18 protein-coding genes are annotated in these 15,384 nt (G+C 69.6%); 13 read left to right on the forward strand and 5 right to left on the reverse strand.

All coding sequences use genetic code 11. The annotated features are described in order from the left end of the window. Positions 1–9 precede the first annotated feature (9 nt). From mdcC to FOZ70_RS16075, 8 genes are all read left to right on the forward strand, one after another. Complete coding sequence (gene mdcC / locus FOZ70_RS16040) at positions 10–324, forward strand: malonate decarboxylase acyl carrier protein (protein ID WP_021162697.1); 315 nt, start codon at positions 10–12, stop codon at positions 322–324. Continuing rightward, positions 321–1,262, forward strand: a complete 942-nt coding sequence (locus FOZ70_RS16045; RefSeq protein ID WP_193094998.1) for a biotin-independent malonate decarboxylase subunit beta — start codon at positions 321–323, stop codon at positions 1,260–1,262. Before mdcC ends, FOZ70_RS16045 begins: the two co-directional genes overlap by 4 nt. Then, entirely contained in the window at positions 1,249–1,956 is a 708-nt protein-coding gene (gene mdcE, locus FOZ70_RS16050; protein WP_219706233.1) for a biotin-independent malonate decarboxylase subunit gamma, read from the forward strand. Before FOZ70_RS16045 ends, mdcE begins: the two co-directional genes overlap by 14 nt. Further along, a complete protein-coding gene (gene mdcG / locus FOZ70_RS16055) occupies positions 1,943–2,611 on the forward strand; it encodes a malonate decarboxylase holo-[acyl-carrier-protein] synthase (RefSeq protein WP_219706234.1) in 669 nt (222 codons plus the stop codon). The genes mdcE and mdcG overlap by 14 nt, the downstream gene beginning before the upstream one ends. Then, a complete protein-coding gene (gene mdcB / locus FOZ70_RS16060; protein ID WP_059554883.1) occupies positions 2,608–3,474 on the forward strand; it encodes a triphosphoribosyl-dephospho-CoA synthase MdcB in 867 nt (288 codons plus the stop codon). The genes mdcG and mdcB overlap by 4 nt, the downstream gene beginning before the upstream one ends. Then, positions 3,471–4,403, forward strand: coding sequence for a malonate decarboxylase subunit epsilon (gene mdcH / locus FOZ70_RS16065; RefSeq protein ID WP_021163378.1), 933 nt, complete (start codon positions 3,471–3,473; stop codon positions 4,401–4,403). Before mdcB ends, mdcH begins: the two co-directional genes overlap by 4 nt. Before the next feature lie 105 nt (positions 4,404–4,508). Further along, positions 4,509–5,030: a phospholipase D-like domain-containing protein gene (locus FOZ70_RS16070; RefSeq protein ID WP_042977871.1), complete on the forward strand. Its 522-nt coding sequence runs from the start codon at positions 4,509–4,511 to the stop codon at positions 5,028–5,030. A 125-nt stretch (positions 5,031–5,155) separates the two neighbouring features. Then, positions 5,156–5,800, forward strand: coding sequence for a phosphoribosyltransferase family protein (locus tag FOZ70_RS16075; protein WP_059620710.1), 645 nt, complete (start codon positions 5,156–5,158; stop codon positions 5,798–5,800). A gap of 9 nt (positions 5,801–5,809) precedes the next feature. On the opposite strand, the gene FOZ70_RS16080 is transcribed toward FOZ70_RS16075, so the two are convergent. Then, positions 5,810–7,039: a polyhydroxyalkanoate depolymerase gene (locus FOZ70_RS16080; RefSeq protein ID WP_059620709.1), complete on the reverse strand. Its 1,230-nt coding sequence runs from the start codon at positions 7,037–7,039 to the stop codon at positions 5,810–5,812. 171 nt (positions 7,040–7,210) lie between these two features. Here FOZ70_RS16080 and FOZ70_RS16085 point away from each other — a divergent pair, with 171 nt between their 5' ends. After that, positions 7,211–7,840 (forward strand): glutathione S-transferase, encoded by a 630-nt coding sequence (locus FOZ70_RS16085; protein ID WP_059620708.1) that lies wholly within the window; start codon positions 7,211–7,213, stop codon positions 7,838–7,840. A gap of 173 nt (positions 7,841–8,013) precedes the next feature. Beyond that, the gene (locus tag FOZ70_RS16090) at positions 8,014–8,220 is read left to right on the forward strand and encodes a hypothetical protein (protein WP_042977865.1); all 207 of its coding nucleotides are present in this window, start codon (positions 8,014–8,016) and stop codon (positions 8,218–8,220) included. A gap of 108 nt (positions 8,221–8,328) precedes the next feature. Here FOZ70_RS16090 and proP read toward each other — a convergent pair whose 3' ends face one another. Then, on the reverse strand, positions 8,329–9,816 hold the full coding sequence (gene proP / locus FOZ70_RS16095) for a glycine betaine/L-proline transporter ProP (protein WP_027787885.1): 1,488 nt from the start codon (positions 9,814–9,816) through the stop codon (positions 8,329–8,331). 539 nt (positions 9,817–10,355) lie between these two features. Here proP and FOZ70_RS16100 point away from each other — a divergent pair. Continuing rightward, a complete protein-coding gene (locus FOZ70_RS16100) occupies positions 10,356–10,688 on the forward strand; it encodes a YnfA family protein (protein WP_059527239.1) in 333 nt (110 codons plus the stop codon). 27 nt (positions 10,689–10,715) lie between these two features. Here the strand turns inward: FOZ70_RS16100 and dnaQ are convergent, their stop codons facing one another. Genes dnaQ through FOZ70_RS16115 form a run of 3 tightly spaced genes read right to left on the reverse strand, consistent with a single transcriptional unit; the run spans position 10,716 to position 12,740 of the window. Then, a complete protein-coding gene (dnaQ, locus tag FOZ70_RS16105) occupies positions 10,716–11,450 on the reverse strand; it encodes a DNA polymerase III subunit epsilon (protein WP_059497976.1) in 735 nt (244 codons plus the stop codon). Positions 11,451–11,487: 37 nt separating this feature from the next. After that, on the reverse strand, positions 11,488–11,931 hold the full coding sequence (gene rnhA / locus FOZ70_RS16110) for a ribonuclease HI (protein ID WP_021163370.1): 444 nt from the start codon (positions 11,929–11,931) through the stop codon (positions 11,488–11,490). Then, the gene (locus FOZ70_RS16115; RefSeq protein WP_027787882.1) at positions 11,928–12,740 is read right to left on the reverse strand and encodes a class I SAM-dependent methyltransferase; all 813 of its coding nucleotides are present in this window, start codon (positions 12,738–12,740) and stop codon (positions 11,928–11,930) included. The genes rnhA and FOZ70_RS16115 overlap by 4 nt, the downstream gene beginning before the upstream one ends. 18 nt (positions 12,741–12,758) lie before the next feature. Here FOZ70_RS16115 and gloB point away from each other — a divergent pair, with 18 nt between their 5' ends. Both gloB and FOZ70_RS16125 read left to right on the forward strand, forming a co-directional pair. Next, the gene (gene gloB / locus FOZ70_RS16120) at positions 12,759–13,565 is read left to right on the forward strand and encodes a hydroxyacylglutathione hydrolase (RefSeq protein WP_021163368.1); all 807 of its coding nucleotides are present in this window, start codon (positions 12,759–12,761) and stop codon (positions 13,563–13,565) included. Between the two features lie 151 nt (positions 13,566–13,716). Beyond that, entirely contained in the window at positions 13,717–15,285 is a 1,569-nt protein-coding gene (locus FOZ70_RS16125) for a transglycosylase SLT domain-containing protein (RefSeq protein ID WP_042977861.1), read from the forward strand. Positions 15,286–15,384: the final 99 nt, after the last annotated feature.

The raw sequence follows: 15,384 nt of genomic DNA on the forward strand, positions 1-15,384 counted from the left end.
GAAGAGGGCATGGAACAGTTGAACTATCGCTTCACCGCGCGCGAGCGCGCGAAGGGCGAGCTGGCCGCGGCGCTCGTCGGCGTGGTGGCATCCGGCAATCTCGAGGTGCTCGTCGAGCGCGTGCTGCCGGGCAACGAATGCGAGATCGACATCCGCACCGCGGCGGTCGGTTTCGGCGCGGTGTGGCAGGCCGTCGTCACGGATTTCGTCGAGCGGCGCACGCCGGGCGGCCTGAAGCTGTCGATCAACGACGGCGGCGCGCGGCCCGACATGGTGTCGCTGCGGCTCGCGCAGGCCGTGCGCGCGATCGAGGGGGACGCATGATGAACGACATTCATCACACCCATGACGCCCCCGCGTTCGTCGCGAACGCGGCGAGCTGGTACGAAGCATCCGCGCGGCAGCGCGTCGACGGGCTGCTCGACGCGGGCAGCTTCGACGAATTCCTCGGGCCGGCCGAACGCGTGACGAGCCCGCACTTGCCGCTGTTCGACCTGCCGCAGCAGTTCGACGACGGAATGGTGGTCGGCCACGGCCGGCTCGACGGGCAGCCGGTGTACGTCGCCGCACAGGAAGGTCGCTTCATGGGCGGGGCGTTCGGAGAAGTGCACGGCGCGAAGCTCACCGGGCTGCTGCGCGCCGCGCGCGAAGTCGGCAAGCCGGTGCTGATCCTGTTCGATACGGGGGGCGTGCGGCTGCAGGAGGCGAACGCGGGCGAACTCGCGATCGCCGAGATCATGCGCGCGCTCGTCGAAGCGCGTGCGGCCGGCGTGCCGGTGATCGGGCTGATCGGCGGGCGCGCGGGCTGCTACGGCGGCGGCGGATTGCTCGCCGCATGCTGCTCGGCGCTCGCGGTGTCGGAGCAGGGCCGTATCAGCGTGTCGGGCCCCGAGGTGATCGAAACCAATCGCGGCGTCGAGGAGTTCGATTCGAAGGACCGCGCGCTGATCTGGCGCACGATGGGCGGCAAACACCGGCGGCTGATCGGCGGCGCGGATCGCTACGTGGCCGATACGCCGGACGCGTTCCGCGCGGCCGCGCTCGAGCTGATCGGGCGTGCGCCGGCATTCGATGCGGCGATGCTGCGTGCCGAGCAGGCGCGTCTCGAGGCGCGTGTCGAACGGTTCGGCGCATGCAACGATGCGCTCGACGTCTGGCGCGCACTCGGGGCCGACAAGCCGGAAGCGATTCCGGGCATGCCGGACGACACGTTCGTGTCGCTCGCGGATCAATTGCAGGAGAGCACGCATGACGCTCGATGAAGTGCTGAATGCCTTGTTTCCCCAGGGCCATTCGATCGCCCGCACCGGCGGCCTGTTGACGGGGCATGCGGAACTGGCCGGTACGCGCGTCGACGTGATCGGCGTCGCCGAACGCTTGCCGTTCGGCATCGACGAGGCGCTGACGCTCGCGGCGCGCGTGCTCGACACGATCGCGCGCGGCGGCGACACGCCGATCTTCGTGCTCGTCGACAGCGACAGCCAGCGGATGAGCAAGCGCGACGAACTGCTCGGCCTGAACGAGGGGCTGTCGCATCTCGCGAAGTGCTTGATGCACGCGGATCTCGCTGGGCACCGGACGATCGGCGTGCTGTACGGCCACACGGCCGCCGGCGCGTTCATCGCGACCGCGCTCGCGACGCGCACGCTGCTTGCGGTGCCGGGCGCCGAACCGGAAGTGATGGACCTGCCGTCGATGTCGCGCGTGACCAAGCTGCCGATCGACGTGCTGAAGGAGATGGCACGCTCGACGCCGGTGTTCGCGCCGGGGCTCGACAATCTCGTGAAGATGGGCGCCGTCGACGCCGTGCTCGATCCGGCCCGCGCGCTCGACGCGCAGGTCGGCGAATGGCTCGGCAAGCCGGCCGAGCGCGTCGACCGGCGCGCTGCGCGCGGCCGGCCGGTGGCTGCCGATGTCGCGCGGCGCGTCGAGGCGCTCGCGCGTGCCGCGCGCTGAGATGCCGCTGCGCCGCCACACGCTCGTCACGTTGACGGCGGCGGGGTGGGGCGCGGCATTCGCACGCGATCCCGCGCTCGCCGCCGATCCGCTCGTGCAGGCGTGGGCCGCGCGCGGCCGGCCGCTGATCGTGCGCCGCGCGTCGCCCGACGAGGCCGATGCCGGCCGCGTGCCGCTCGGCCTGCCGCTGCCGCCGTCCGCGGGCAAGCGGCGCATCGCGCTGAACGCAGCGGCCGATGCGCTCGCGTCGGTCAGCCCGCTGCCCACGTTGTCCGACGTGCTCGCGGCCGCGCCCGGCGCGTGGCGCGCACCGTTGCGCGAGCTCGATGCGCTCGGCGCGCGGTGCGGCGTGCAGGGCCGCGTGTTCGGCAGCCTCGCATGGCAGGCGCTGACGGGCGAGCCGTACCTGGGCGAGTCGTCCGACCTCGACATCGTGTTCCCGCTACCGGAAGCGGCATCGGTCGCGACGCTGCTCGACGGCCTTGCGGCGATCGACGGGCGCGCGCCCATGCGCATCGACGGCGAACTGCTGCGCAACGACGGCGCGGGCGTCAACTGGCGCGAACTGCACGCGCGGCAGCCTGAAGTCGCGGTCAAGACGGCGATCGCCGTCGAACTGATGCCGGTCGACGCCTTCACCGGGGGCGCGCGATGAGTGCATGGGCCGCCTGCCGCATACCGGCGCCGTCCGAAGCCGAGCGCATCGCCGAACTGGCCGAGCGCAGCCTCGTGCTCGAGATCGAGACCTATCCGAAGCCGGGGCTCGTCAGTCACGTTGACACCGGCAGTCATACCGACATGGATGCCGCGACCTTCGCACGCAGCGCCGCCGTGCTGCGGCCTTACTTTGCGGAACTGGCCGACGCAGGCGCGCGCGATGCGGACATGGCCGTGCTGCGCAAGATCGGCCTGCGCGCCGAGCACGCGATGCTCGCCGCAACGGGCGGCGTCAACACGCATCGCGGCGCGATCTTCGGGCTCGGGCTGCTGTGTGCGGCGGCGGGCCGGCGTGCGACGCCGGGCGCCGTGCCGGGCGGGACGACGCTCGGCGCGTTCGTCTCCCGCCGCTGGGGCGCCGACATCCTCGGCGGCCCGCGCCTGCCCGACAGCCACGGCGAACGCGCGAGCCGCCGCTATGGCGTCGGCGGCGCGCGCCGCGAGGCGGCCGACGGTTTCACGACCGTCTATGCGGTCGGGTTGCCCGCGCTGCGCCGCGCGCGGCGCGACCTGCCCGGCGACCCGGAAGCGGCGCGCGTCGACGCGTGCTTCGCGCTGATCGCCGCGCTCGACGATACGAACCTGCTGCACCGGGGCGGGCAGGACGGCCTCGAATTCGCGCAAGCAACCGCACGCGCGTTCGTTGCACGCGGCGGCGTGCGGGCGCGCGACTGGCGGCTACGCGCGGCCGCCGCGCATCGTGCGTTCGTCGCGCGCCGGCTGAGCCCGGGCGGCGCGGCCGACCTGCTCGCGATGAGCGTCTTCGTCGATGCGCTCGAAGCCGACGGAGGCGCGCGATGACGCTGGCCATCCTCTGTTCGGGACAGGGCGCGCAGCGCGCCGACATGTTCGACCTGACCGGCACCGCGCCGCAGGCCGATGCGCTGTTCGCACACGCCGGCCGCCTGCTCGGCGACGATCCGCGCGCGTGGGTGCGGCAGGCCGGGCCGGACGCGCTGCGTGAAAACCGTGCCGCGCAGATCCTCTGCACGGTCCAGGCGCTCGCGGCTTCCGCGCTGCTCGATGCGGTGTGGCCGCGCCGGCGCTGCGTCGCCGGCTACAGCGTCGGCGAAGTCGCGTCGTGGAGCGTCGCGGGGATGATCGAGCCGGACGCCGCGCTCGACCTGGCCGATGCGCGCGCGCGTGCAATGGATGCCGCGAGCGGCGGCGACGAGCGGATGGTGTTCGTGCGCGGCCTGACGCGCGCTCGGCTTGCGCGATTGTGCGACGGCCGCGACGCGGCGATCGCGATCGCGAACCCGGGCGACGCGTTCGTGGTCGCGGGGCGCCAGCCCGATGTCGATGCGGTGGCCGACGACGCGTCGCGCGACGGAGCGCTGCGCGTCGCGCCCGTCTGCGTGCGGATCGCGTCGCACACGCGCCGGCTCGCCGCGGCCGTGCCGGTGTTTCGCGCGTCGCTCGCCGCCGCCCACGTGCGGCGGCCGTTGCCCGGCACGCGGCTCTTTTCGGGTATCGACGGCGCGTCGGTGCTCGACGTCGACGCGGGACTCGACAAGCTGGCCCGGCAGATCGCGGAGCCGGTCGAGTGGGCGGCCTGTCTTGCCGCGTGCGTGGAGGCCGGTGCGACCGCGTTCCTCGAGCTCGGCCCCGGCCGCGCGCTGGCCGAGATGGCCGGTAGCGCATATCCCGCGCTGCCGGCGCGCAGCCTCGCGGATTTCCGTTCCGTCGACGGCGTCGCGAGCTGGCTCGCGCGTGTCGCGGCGGGCTGACCGACGGCCCGGAAGACCCTCGCCGGAGTCGCCTTTCGCACTGTGTGTTGCGCCGGCGCAGCAGCCTTGCAGCCGGCGCTTGCCACACGAATTGGCGTCGCTAAAATGGCGCCCGCCATGAGACCAGCCGCCTTCCTTCTCGCCGCGCTCTGCTGCGCGGCGAGCGCCCACGCCAGCCAGATTCCGTCCGACGCCGCATCGGTCGGCACATACTTTTCGTATGACAATGCGGCGGCCGACGCGACCGTCGACTTGATCGAGCAGGCGCAGCGTCGCGTGTTGCTGGCCGGCTATACGCACGTGCCGCCGGCGGTCGCGAGCGCGCTGCGCGCGGCCCGCTCGCGCGGGATCGAGGTGCGTGTCGTGCTCGTGCGGTCGCCGCACGCGGGCCGGTACAGCGGCGCGGGCTATCTGAAATCGTCGGGTATCGACGTGGCGATCGAGTCGCGGCACGGCGATCCTGCGCCGCGCTTCGTGATCGTCGACGACAGCGTCGCGCTGACGACGCTGTCCGAAGGGGCGGCTGCGCATGCGGAAACGGTGAACGTGTTCCGGCGCGCGCCCGAGCTCGCGCAATCCTATGCGCAGTCGTTCTGGCGGCTGTACCGGCAGGCCGGCGGCCTCTGACCCTTTCCTTCGGTGCCCCGCGCGCCGGTATGACCCTGCTTGCATCGGCGCCGACGATGAACCATGCTCGTTGACAGGCGCCGGCGCGGGTTTCGCGCATCCGGCGCAACGGCAGGGGGCCGAACGTGTTCGAGTGTTTTGCCGATCGCACCGATGCCGGCTGCCGGCTGGCCGACGCGTTGCGCGATTATGCGGGCCGCGGCAATGTCGTCGTGCTCGCGTTGCCGCGCGGCGGCGTGCCCGTCGCGTATCCGGTCGCCTGTGCGCTGCACGCGCCGCTCGACGTGCTGGTCGTACGCAAGCTCGGCGTGCCGTCCGATCCCGAGCTCGCGATGGGCGCGATCGCGACGGGCGGTGCGATTCATCTGCAGCGTTCGGTGCTCCGCTCGATGAGCGTGTCCGACGCGCAGCTCGCCGATGTGATCGCGCGCGAGACGGTCGAACTGCATCGCCGCGAGGCGTTGTATCGCGGTGCCGCGCCGCCGCTGCCGGTCGAGGGGCGCATTGCGATCGTCGTGGACGACGGCGTCGCGACCGGCGCGTCGATGCGCGTCGCGCTGCAGACGTTGCGCGAGCGTCACCCGGCGCGCATCGTCGCGGCTGCGCCGGTCGCGCCGGCGGGCGCGCGGCACGCGTTCGACGACCTGGCCGATGCGTTCGTCACGCTCTGGCAGCCGCTGCCGTTCTTCGGGATCAGCCAGTTCTACGCGCGCTTCGAGCAGACGAGCGACGACGAGGTGCGCGCATTGCTCGACGCGGCGCGGCCCTGAGACACGGCATCACGTGCGCCTGATGCGGCGCGGGCGGGGGCGGGGGCGAGGGCGGCGTGTTTCGGCCCACGCGAACAGGCGCTGCAGCATCGGATGGACTTCCCCGCGCCAGCGTACCCCGGTAAACAACCCGTAGTGATCGCAGTCGCCGATGTCGATGCGGTAGCGCTCGTCGTCGGCGAGGCCGCTGCACATGTCGAGCGCTGCATGCGTCTGGCCGGCGCCCGTGACCGCGTCGCATGCGCCTTCGACGGTCAGCAGTGCGACGCCGCGCAGCGCGGCCGGCTCGACGCGCTGCCCGCCCACGTCCCACGTACCGACCGCGAGGCTCATGCGCTGGAACACGATGTCGATCGTGTCGAGGAAATACTCGGCGGGCATGTCGAGCAGCGCCGTGTATTCGAGCAGCGCACGCCGTGCGCCGGCGAGCCCGGTCATGTCGAAGCGCGACGCGGCCAGCGCGTACGCTTCGATCAGCGACAGGAAGCGCTGCGGGTACACGAGCGCGATCTCGCCCTGCTGCAGATAGGTGGGAAACACGTGGCGGCCATGCCCCGCGAAACCCGGCGGTACGACATCGATCAGGTGGCGGCGGCACCAGCCCAGCGAATGGGCCGCGGCGGCGGTGCCGAGCGCACTCGGATTCCGGCGCGCGTCGAGCGGGCCGCCGATCAGCGTGACGCTCGCGGGCGGCACGAGGCCGCGAGCGGCGCGCAGCGCGAGCGCGCCGAGCACCGGCACGGTTGCCTGGCACACGGCGACGACATGCAGCGGCCGGTCGTCGTGCGCGAGCCCGTCGACGAAGCCGTCGAGCGTCGCGACATATTCGTCGAGCCCGAAGCGGCCCGCCGCGAGCGGCACGTCGCGCGCATTGCGCCAGTCGGTCACGCAGACGTCGCCGTCCGCGAGCAGCGTCTCGACGGTTTCCCGCATCATCACGGCCGCATGCCCGGCGAGCGGCGCACAGAGCAGTACCGTGCGCCGCGCATCGACGCGCGTGAAGCGCCGCAGGTCGCAGAACGGCGTGCGCGCGACGATGTGCTCGCCGACGGCCGGCCACCCGATGTCGAAGTGCGGGGGCTCGCCCGGCGGCCCGAGCAGCGGCTCGAACAGGTCGTCGTAGCACGACGATGCGGCGTGCGGCAGCGTCGCCGCGGGCCACGCGTCGAACGCATGCCGCGTGGCCGCGCGCCAGGCGCGCATCCATTCCCGCTGCTGCTCGACGAGGGCGTACCACATGGCGAACCTTGGGGCGGAAGGGGGGTGAACTTGCATTATGGTCACTGTGGCCGGACAACGTGAGCCCCGCGTGCGGCTGGCTGATGCGCATCAAACGCACGGGGGCGCTAGGCGAAGCCCTGCGGCGCTGCTACAGTCGTCGATCCCATACCCTCAAGCGGAGCGTTTGCGATGAAGCTGATCGGCATGCTGGATTCCCCGTTCGTGCGCCGTGTCGCCATTTCGGCGAAGCTGCTCGACCTCCCGTTCGAACACGAGTCGATCTCGGTGTTCCGTCATATCGAGCAGTTCAGGGCGATCAATCCGGTCGTCAAGGCGCCGACGCTCGTGACCGACGACGGTGCGACGCTGATGGATTCGTCGCTGATCGTCGATTATCTGGATCATCGGGTCGCGCCCGAGCGGCGGCTGCTGCCCGAGGATGCGGCCGCGCGCCTGAACACGCTCGTGCCGGTCGGTTTTGCGCTGGCGGCCGCCGAGAAGAGCGTGCAGGTGGTCTGCGAGCAGGCACTGCGTCCGGCCGACAAGCAGCACGCGCCGTGGCTCGAGCGCGTGCTGAGCCAGATCGAGGGCGCATACGGTGCACTGGAGCCGCTCGTCGCCGCCGCGAACGGCTGGTTCGGCGGCGCGCGCCTGCTGCAGTCCGACGTGACGGTGGCGGTCGCATGGCGATTCACGCAGTTCATGGCGGCCGACTACCCGATGCTCGCGCGGATCGATCCGGCCCGTTATCCGGCGCTCGCCGCGCATTCCGCGCGGGCGGAAGCGCTGCCGGCCTTCGTCGAAACGCCGCTCGCGTAGGCCCGGCGGCGGGCCATCCGGCTGCTGCGGGCCGCTGCCGGCTGCCCGCCGGGCCTTGCCAGGCAAGCGTCGGCCGATTGTTCTCCGCGGCTGACAAGTGACTTCGCATTCGCGCGGTTTATCCGGCGGGCGCCGATCCCTAGAATCCACTCCATCGAATGACGCCTTGCCTGATGGAGCTGATGATGCGAACCCTGATCGAATCGAGCCTGTACCACCCGTCCGTCGTGTTGCCGCTTGCCGCGCTGACGCAGTTGATGGTCGAGCGCGATTTCAATCTCGGTCAGGTCGGGCTGATCGTCGCGACGCGTGGTGCACAGGCGGCCGTGTCGCGATCGCGCGCACTGCTGTTCTGCCGCCATTGCGAAGCGCAAGCATGAACGCGTACGCGGCGAGGAGATGAAAAAAAGCCCGGCCGGCGCGAGCCGGTCGGGCGGATCGGATTCGATCGAGCCCCGGCTTCGGCCGGGGTTTTTCATGGGCGACGCTCAGGCGCGTGCGGTCGACACGGCAGGGTACATGCCCGAATCGTCGTCCTCGCGCATCTGGCGCACGAGCTGGTGCGCTTCGCGGCGCGTCGCGACGGCCGGCGGCGAGCCCTTGAGCGGCTGGCGTGCGGTTTCGGCGAGCGCGACGACCGACACGATGCCGATCACGGCGGCGCCCATCATGTAGTACGCGGGCATCATCAGGTTGTGCGTGACGTCGACGAGCCACGCGGTGACCAGCGGCGTCGTGCCGCCGAACAGCGACACCGACACGTTGAAGCCGATTGCGAGCGCGCCGTAGCGGATCTCGGTCGGGAACAGTGCCGGCAGCGCCGACGGCATCACGCCGGTAAAGCACGACAGCAGCACGCCGAGGATCAGCAGGCCGCCGAACACCGATGCCGTGGTGCCGGCATGGATCAGCATCATCGACGGGATCGACAGCGCGAGCAGGCCGACGCAGCCGGCGAGCATCACGGGCTTGCGGCCGATCCGGTCGGACAGGCGGCCGGCGGCGAGCGTCAGCGGCATCATCAGTACCATCACGATCAGCACGAGCACGAGGCTGTGCGATTCGTCGAAATGCAGCGTCGACGACATGAAGCTCGGCAGGTACGACAGCACCATGTAGTCGGTCACGTTGAAGATCAGCACGAGGCCGACGCACAGCAGCAGTGCACGCCAGTTGCGCATCAGCGTTTCGCGGAAGCGCGCCTTCGGCACGGCCTTGTCCTGCGCTTCGCGCTCCTCCGCCTGGCGCTTGAACGCCGGCGTTTCCTCGAGCTTCATCCGGATGTACAGGCCGATCAGGCCGAGCGGGCCGGCGATCAGGAACGGCACACGCCAGCCCCACGACAGCAGCGCCTCCTGCGACAGCGACGCGGTGAGCAGCGCGACGACACCGGCACCCATCACATAGCCGATCAGCGTGCCGAATTCGAGGAAGCTGCCCATGAAGCCGCGGCGCTTGTCGGTCGAGAACTCGGCGATGAAGGTGGCCGCGCCGCCGTATTCGCCGCCGGTCGAGAAACCCTGCACGAGACGGGCGACGAGCAGCAGCACGGGGGCCATGATGCCGATCGACGCGTAGCTGGGGATCAGGCCGATCGCGAAGGTGCCGACGGCCATCATGATCATCGTGGCGGCGAGCACGCGCTGGCGGCCGATGCGGTCGCCGAGCGGGCCGAACACCATGCCGCCGAGCGGGCGCACGAGGAAGGCGGCCGCGAACGTGCCGAAGGTGGCGAGCAGCTGCGCGGACGGGCTGCTGGACGGAAAGAACACCTTGCCGAGCGTGACGGCGATGTAGCTGTAGACGCCGAAGTCGAACCATTCCATCGCATTGCCGATGGCCATCGCGCTGACGGCGCGCTTGAGCAGGCTCTGGTCGACGACGGTGATGTCGTCCGCGACGAGCGGGGCTTCGCCGGACGACGAAGCGGAGGAAGAAGCAGCGGTCGGGCTGACGTGTGTTGCGGTCAAGGTCATGCACTCCTTTGACTGCGCCGAACGGGCGGGCCGTCCGACACGGTTTGCCGGCGAGCGCGGTATCGCGTGCGGCGCGTCGGGGCAGGCCATTAAGCACTTACTGCACAAGCGGCGGTAAAGGGCCGTAAGGGGCTGCTTCGACGCGGGCCCGATGGGCCGTCACGACAGTGCGCTCATGAAGAATGGGCCGCGTGATGCAAGCGGCAGATGCCGGTGCGGACGATGTCCGGCGTTCCGGCAAGCGCCCCGGAGGGGCAACGAAACGAGAAAAGCGGGCCTGTCGGGCGGGCTTTCCTGTGGGTGCAATTTCGGTCGAAGGGCCGGCCCGCAACGCGCGGACGGACTTCTCTCGAAATCGAATAGACAGAGATTGAATGTTGAAACAGGCGACATGATAGCACGATGACGGATGATCGTGCAAATTGCCGGGAAACGCCCGTCTGGCGGGGCGTTCGGCGGAGGCGGCTCGGGTATGATCGGCGGCGCGCGGCGGGGCCGTGCCGCCTCGCGGTGACGGGGGCGAATTCACGAGGAACCGGATGACCGAACTGATGAGGATCGCGGCGTTGTTCGCCGCCACCGCGCTGGCCGAAATCGTCGGCTGTTACCTGCCGTGGCTCGTGCTGAAGGAGGGGCGGCCGGTGTGGCTGCTGCTGCCGGCCGCGCTGTCGCTCGCGTTGTTCGCGTGGCTGCTGACGCTGCACCCGAGTGCGGCGGGGCGCACCTATGCGGCGTACGGCGGCGTGTACATCGCGGTGGCGCTGGTCTGGCTGCGGGTGGTCGACGGCGTCGCGCTGACCCGCTGGGACGTGGCCGGCGCGGCGCTCGCGCTCGGCGGAATGGCGGTCATCGCGCTGCAGCCGCGCGCGTGAGCGCGGCCGCGGCGCGTGCCGTGTGTTTCAGGCCGCTTCGGCGGCGCCCGCGTCGGCGGACAGGCGCCATACGCAGGTGCCCTTGACCGACTTGTCGAGCTCGTCGAGCTGCGCCTGGTGCGCGGCGAGCTCGTCGTCGCTCGCGGCCACCACGGCCAGGTCGAGCGCGGCGAGCGACACGCGCTGGCCGTTTGCCGCGCCGCCATCGGCACCCGCGTCGTCGAGCATGTCGATCACGAGGCTGTCCTGGCCGCGCGTCATCGCGAGATAGACCTCGGCGAGCAGTTCCGAGTCGAGCAGTGCGCCGTGCAGCGTACGGTGCGCGTTGCTGATGCCGAAGCGGTCGCACAGCGCGTCGAGCGAGTTGCGCTTGCCGGGGAACATCTGCTTGGCCTGCACGAGCGTGTCGATCACGCCGCCGCAATGTTCGGTGAACGGCGGCAGGCCGAGCCGCGCGAATTCCGCGTCGAGAAAGCCAAGGTCGAACGGCGCATTGTGGATGATCAGCTCGGCGTCCTTCACGAAGTCGCGGATCTGGTCGGCGACTTCCGCGAATTTCGGCTTGTCGCTGAGGAATTCGGTCGTGAGGCCGTGCACCGCCAGCGCGCCCGGATCGCTGTCACGCTCGGGGTTCACGTAGAAGTGCAGGTTGTTGCCGGTGAGCCGCCGGTTCAGCAGCTCGACGCAGCCGATTTCGATGAGGCGGTCGCCCGTGCGGGCGTTCAGGCCGGTGGTTTCGGTATCGAGAATGATCTGGCGCATGTCGGGGAAAACGTAGGAAACAGGGGGCGGCCCGCGTTCAGGCCGTGAGCGATTCGACGCCGCGATTCGCGAGCGCATCCGCGCGCTCGTTTTCGGGATGGCCCGCGTGGCCCTTGACCCAGCGCCACTCGACCTCGTGCTGCGCGACGAGCGCGTCGAGCCGCTTCCACAGGTCGGCGTTCTTCACGGGCGTCTTCGCCGCGGTGACCCAGCCTTTCTTCTTCCAGCCGTGGATCCACTCGCTGATGCCTTTCTGCACGTATTGCGAGTCGGTGTGCACGATCACCTGGCACGGCCGCTTCAGCGCTTCGAGCGCGGCGATCACGCCCATCAGCTCCATGCGGTTGTTGGTCGTGTTCGGTTCGCCGCCGAACAGCTCCTTTTCCTTGTCGCCGTAGCGCATCAATGCGCCCCAGCCGCCGGGGCCGGGGTTGCCCTTGCAGGCGCCGTCGGTATAGATGTCGATCGTATCGATTGTCATGAATGTTCTTGATGGGTGGTCGGGGAGGCCGCCGGCGTCAGGCCCGGTGCGAGCACGGGTTTCTTCATCCGGATCTGGCCGACGAGGCGCATGCCGCGCACGCGCTTGACGGCCGTCACCATGTAGACGGCGCCGAAGATCGGCCACCAGCGGTCGCCGGCGGCTTCCATGAAGCCGTAGCGGGCCAGCCACTTGTCGGTGACGAGCGGCGGCCGGTAGCAGCCGAAGCGGCCGCGTTCGAGGTCGAAGCCTAGCAGCTTGATCCAGTCCTTGAGCCGGATGAACGCGATCTGGTCGCGCGTGGCCGGCACGAACGGACGGTTCGCCATGCGCCCGAACGATTGCCGCATCCCCCACAGGCTGAGCGAATTGAACCCGGTGATCACGAGCTGGCCTTCCGGCATCAGCACGCGCTCGGCCTCGCGCAGCAGGCGGTGCGGATCGGACGTGAATTCGAGCGTGTGCGGCATCACGATCAGGTCGACGCTCTGCGACTCGAACGGCAGGTCGAGCAGGTCGCACCAGGTCGTGCTGCGATCGGCGGGCGCATGCTCGGGCGAATGGGCTTCGCGGGCCCACGGATATTGATAGGGCGCGCTCGCGCCGCTCGCCGGGTCGAGCACGAGGCCGCGATACGGCATGCGGTTCTCGCGCAGCGCGTCGAGTTGCGGCAGGCCGAGCTGCAGCGCGTGGAACCCGAAGACGTCGGACACGATCCGGTCGAGCTGCGCCTGCTCCCAGCCCAGCACGTAGCGGCCGGGAGGCGAGTCGGTCCAGGCGGGCCAGTCTATAATTTGACGGTCAGACATAACGATGATTGCGCGCCCATGAACGAGCTGGAATACGTGCCGGTTCCGGCATTCGATGACAACTATATCTGGCTCGTCTCGGACGGCCGCGATGCGATCGCCGTCGATCCGGGTGAAGCCGCGCCGGTGCGCCGGGTTCTTGCCGAACGAGGCTGGCGGTTGACCGCTATTTTACTCACGCACCATCATGCCGACCACGTCGGCGGTGTCGCGGCACTGCGCGATAGCCAACCGGACGATGCTCCGCTCGCGGTTTACGGCCCCGCGGCCGAGGCGATCGGCGTGGTCACGCGGCCGCTGGCAGGCGGCGATCGCGTGACGCTCGACGCACCGTCCGTCGCCTTCGACGTGCTCGATGTGCCCGGTCACACGCGCGGCCACATCGCCTATTTCCAGGCGGCCGGGCCGCGCAACGCGGCGCCGCACGTGTTCTGCGGCGACACGCTGTTCTCGTGCGGCTGCGGGCGCCTGTTCGAGGGCACGCCCGCGCAGATGCTCGCGTCGCTCGACGCGCTCGCCGCACTGCCGGGCGACACGCGCGTGCATTGTGCCCACGAATACACGCTGTCCAATATTCGCTTCGCGCTCGCATGCGAGCCCGGCAATGCGGCGCTCGCTGCGTGGCGCGACGAAGCGCAGGCGCTGCGCGCGCGCGGCGTGCCGACGCTGCCTACTACGATTGCCCACGAGCGTGCCGTTAACCCGTTCATGCGGTCGGACAGCGCGGCGATTCATGCCACGCTCGAGGCCGAGTTGCATGAAACGGTGCCGGATCGTCTGACGGCATTCACGCTGATGCGCGAGTGGAAAAACCGGTTCCGATGACGATTTCCGGAGGACTCCAAAGCTCAAGCGGTGTCTGTAAAAATTGCTCCAAATGTAGGATTTCGCTGAGTTTTCGGTGTTTTTATTGACGTGAAGCACGCACTTCCGTAGTATCGCCTGCAATTTCCAGCCGTCGGAAGCCGAGATTTTCATGCGACTTATATTGAGTGCGATGGTGGTTCTGCTGCTCGCCGCTTGTGCGAGCCAGGCCCCTGTCGCCAACAACGCCGCCGATTCGCAGGCGACGTCCAACTACCTCCGTAAATCAGCCACCGCCAAAGAAACTGTCGACGTCGACAAGCAATCCGTCGGCGACCTGACCAGTGCAGACTCCGATCTCTGGGGGCGCATCCGCCGCGGTTTCCAGATGCCCGACCTGCAGAGCGACCTCGTCGACATGCAGACGACCTGGTACACGCAGCGGCCCGATTACGTGCAGCGCATGACCGAGCGCTCGCAGAAGTACCTGTATCACATCGTCGAGGAGCTCGAGGCGCGTCACATGCCGACCGAGCTCGCGCTGCTGCCGTTCATCGAGTCCGCGTACAACCCGCAGGCGCTGTCGGTCGCGAAGGCGGCCGGCATGTGGCAGTTCATGCCCGGCACGGGCCGTACCTACAACCTGAAGCGCAACATGTGGCAGGACGAGCGCCGCGACGTGCTCGCGTCGACGAGCGCCGCGCTCGACTACCTGTCGCGCCTGCATGACATGTTCGGCGACTGGTATCTCGCGCTGGCCGCGTACAACTGGGGCGAGGGCAACGTGCAGCGTGCGATCGCGCGCAACCAGGCGGCCGGCCTGCCGACCGACTACCAGAACCTGCGGATGCCGAACGAGACGCGCAACTACGTGCCGAAGCTGCAGGCGGTGAAGAACATCATCGCGAGCCCGCAGCAGTATGGCCTGACGCTGCCGGACATCCCGAACCACCCGTATTTCGTGACGGTCACGACGTCGCGCGACATCGACGTGGCGGTCGCCGCGAAGCTCGCGAACCTGTCGCTCGACGAATTCCGCTCGCTGAACCCGTCGTTCTCGAAGCCGGTGATCCTCGGCGCGACCGAGCCGCAGATCCTGCTGCCGTTCGACAATGCGTCGGCGTTCGAGAAGAACCTGAAAGCCTACAACGGCCAGCTTTCGTCGTGGACCACCTATACGGTCAGCGAACGTGCACGACCGGCCGCGATCGCCGAGAAGATCGGCGTGGACGCCGATACGCTGATGTCGATCAACAAGATTCCGGCCGGCATGCGCCTGAAGCCGGGCTCGACGATCGTCGTGCCGCGCGGCGATGACGACGACGAGGACATCAGCGCCGACGTCGCCGAAAACGGCGCGCTCGCGATGGAACCCGATGTGCCCGACACGCGCAAGATGCTGATCCGCGTGCGCCGCAAGCAGTCGATGGCGGCGATCGCCGGCCGCTATGGCGTGTCGGTCGGCCAGCTCAAGGCGTGGAACCGCACGCACCGCGATCTCGTGATGCCGGGCCAGGCGCTCGTGCTGCATGTGCCGGTCGGCCGTTCGGTGCCGGCGGAGCCCGGTCCGGAACGGATCGCGACGTCGGCCGCCGGTGCGCACATCGAGCGCGCGAGCCTGGCGGTGGGCGGCAAGTCGCATGGCGCGAAGCGCGGCGCGGCGAAGCCGGCGGCCAAATCGACGAAAGCGACGAAAGCGGCGCCGGCCAAGGCCGCAACGCAAAAGGGCAAGAAGAAGTAGCGCAGTCGCGAGCGCATCGCGCGGCCGGCCCGGTTCGTGCGATTGCGTTATCATCCGACGAAATGCGATGAAACGCCGTCACCGAGGTGACGGCGTTTT

Source organism: Burkholderia sp. COPS (assembly GCF_019425585.1).
In the GTDB taxonomy this organism is placed as follows: domain Bacteria; phylum Pseudomonadota; class Gammaproteobacteria; order Burkholderiales; family Burkholderiaceae; genus Burkholderia; species Burkholderia cepacia.

Bases quoted from the DNA above. Each gene is read 5' to 3' on its own strand.
- mdcC (WP_021162697.1), top strand. From the start codon at position 10: ATGGAACAGTTGAACTATCGCTTCACCGCGCGCGAGCGCGCGAAGGGC.
- FOZ70_RS16045 (WP_193094998.1), top strand. From the start codon at position 321: ATGATGAACGACATTCATCACACCCATGACGCCCCCGCGTTCGTCGCG.
- mdcE (WP_219706233.1), top strand. From the start codon at position 1,249: ATGACGCTCGATGAAGTGCTGAATGCCTTGTTTCCCCAGGGCCATTCG.
- mdcB (WP_059554883.1), top strand. From the start codon at position 2,608: ATGAGTGCATGGGCCGCCTGCCGCATACCGGCGCCGTCCGAAGCCGAG.
- mdcH (WP_021163378.1), top strand. From the start codon at position 3,471: ATGACGCTGGCCATCCTCTGTTCGGGACAGGGCGCGCAGCGCGCCGAC.
- FOZ70_RS16070 (WP_042977871.1), top strand. From the start codon at position 4,509: ATGGCGCCCGCCATGAGACCAGCCGCCTTCCTTCTCGCCGCGCTCTGC.
- FOZ70_RS16080 (WP_059620709.1), bottom strand. From the start codon at position 7,039: ATGTGGTACGCCCTCGTCGAGCAGCAGCGGGAATGGATGCGCGCCTGG.
- FOZ70_RS16085 (WP_059620708.1), top strand. From the start codon at position 7,211: ATGAAGCTGATCGGCATGCTGGATTCCCCGTTCGTGCGCCGTGTCGCC.
- FOZ70_RS16090 (WP_042977865.1), top strand. From the start codon at position 8,014: ATGGAGCTGATGATGCGAACCCTGATCGAATCGAGCCTGTACCACCCG.
- proP (WP_027787885.1), bottom strand. From the start codon at position 9,816: ATGACCTTGACCGCAACACACGTCAGCCCGACCGCTGCTTCTTCCTCC.
- FOZ70_RS16100 (WP_059527239.1), top strand. From the start codon at position 10,356: ATGACCGAACTGATGAGGATCGCGGCGTTGTTCGCCGCCACCGCGCTG.
- dnaQ (WP_059497976.1), bottom strand. From the start codon at position 11,450: ATGCGCCAGATCATTCTCGATACCGAAACCACCGGCCTGAACGCCCGC.
- rnhA (WP_021163370.1), bottom strand. From the start codon at position 11,931: ATGACAATCGATACGATCGACATCTATACCGACGGCGCCTGCAAGGGC.
- FOZ70_RS16115 (WP_027787882.1), bottom strand. From the start codon at position 12,740: ATGTCTGACCGTCAAATTATAGACTGGCCCGCCTGGACCGACTCGCCT.
- gloB (WP_021163368.1), top strand. From the start codon at position 12,759: ATGAACGAGCTGGAATACGTGCCGGTTCCGGCATTCGATGACAACTAT.
- FOZ70_RS16125 (WP_042977861.1), top strand. From the start codon at position 13,717: ATGCGACTTATATTGAGTGCGATGGTGGTTCTGCTGCTCGCCGCTTGT.